Below are 1,617 nucleotides of genomic sequence, written 5' to 3' on the forward strand. Positions count from 1 at the left end.
ATAAGAAAAAATCCTCCTCATCGAGCTTTTATCTGAGGAAGATTATCCCTTAAACTTGGGTATTATGCCAAGGTGGGTTGTATTTGACGCTTACAATCGTACGGGAATTCGGTGAACTGATTGCAGCTGCCCTAATGCCCCGGACGCCGCAGGTGGTATATGCCACTCTGATGGTTACCGTCTGCAGCTACGGTATTTACCACGGCCTGGAAGTGCTGGCCCGGGTTATGGAATTGACCTACCCGTGGATCCTCATCCTCTTTGGCCTGATACTCATTCTGGTCGCCGGGCATATGGAACCGTCCAATTTACTTCCCGTACTCCAGAGCGATGTTAAAACCATTATTCACTCCTGCCTTAACCCCATTGCCTGGCGTGGGGAAGTATTTATCCTGGGCATGTTTTTTACTTCCCTGGCCCGTCCCGACCTGGCCAGGCGTAACGGGTTCATCGCCGTCCTGGCCGTCGGCTTGATCCTTACCATAAATGCCCTGGCCTGTACCGCCGTTTTTGGTGTTACAACCGGAAGGCTTAACTTTGCCACCTTCGAACTGGTAAGGCTGGCTGGTTTCGGGCCTTTTTTAACCAGGCTGGACGCCCTCTGGATGATCATCTGGATCGTAGGCATTTTCGGAAAGGTGGCCCTCTTTCATTATGCTACCGTAACGGGTACCGCCCAGTTGTTCCGGCTTAAAAACCACCGCTGCATAATCGCGCCCCTGAGTATCCTTCTTATCGCCTTCTCGCTAAGTCAATTTAATTCATTAACATCTTTGCTGTCCTGGCTTACCGGTCCCTGGATTCCCTACGCCTTTCTTTATGAAATGGGCGTTCCCACCTTCCTGCTCATCGTGGCCCTTTTAAAAGGGAAAAAAATCGCCTCCCGAAATAAACTTTCAAAAAATTGAACGGAATTTCCGGTAAAAAATAAACCGGCGGAGTATTTTTCCGCCGATTTTCTCCCGGGAATTATGGCGGGAGTGTGTGAGAATCGAACTCACCCGGGACGGGATTGCCGCCCCACAGCTGGTTTTGAAGACCAGTACAGTATTCCCGTTCCCGCAAACCCGCGTCATTACTGGATTTTCCCCTTCGCAGGGTTGTCCAGCTTAACTGGTCTGACATTTTTCAGAAAACTTCAGACCAGCAAAGCTGGTTTTCACTATGTCTTTTTCTACATAAGTGTTGTTTTTCCTGCTTTATTGATGTTTGACCAAAGATAAAAATTTATTATGGCGTTACAAAACATGCTAATACACATCAAACAATTGTTTGCGCAAGGTGATTTCAACCTCACCAGTCACCAGTTAGACGAAGTAACGGGTAACGTCAAAATGACGGTAACCATTACAGGCAAAGGCGGAGTAACCCAGCAGCAGGGAATGTTCAGTCTTTACGCATACCCAACGGTTAGACAGCATACACCTAACACCCAGGCCAGGGGGGGGGGAATACCCTGGCAGTAGGCGAAGAGATGCCGAGAGCCAAAATTTATCACCGGCAAAATGGCAGGCATAGAGAAACCTCTCTCAATAAGGTTGAATAATCTTCGTTAATCTCACAATTTCAGCCATTTTCATTTTTCAGCAGGGCTATGACTGATAATGATGCCCAGTT

At 48.0% G+C, this 1,617-nt stretch carries 1 protein-coding gene and 1 tRNA gene; one reads left to right on the top strand and one right to left on the bottom strand.

The features are described from left to right. The first annotated feature begins 83 nt into the window (after positions 1–83). Complete coding sequence (locus BUB44_RS14830) at positions 84–908, top strand: GerAB/ArcD/ProY family transporter (RefSeq protein ID WP_242656002.1); 825 nt, start codon at positions 84–86, stop codon at positions 906–908. Between the two features lie 64 nt (positions 909–972). Here BUB44_RS14830 and BUB44_RS15520 read toward each other — a convergent pair. Beyond that, a tRNA-Sec gene (locus BUB44_RS15520) sits at positions 973–1,061 on the bottom strand. Between the last annotated feature and the right edge of the window lie 556 nt (positions 1,062–1,617).

Origin of the sequence: Desulfofundulus australicus DSM 11792 (assembly GCF_900129285.1) — a bacterium.
Lineage (GTDB): Bacteria > Bacillota > Desulfotomaculia > Desulfotomaculales > Desulfovirgulaceae > Desulfofundulus > Desulfofundulus australicus.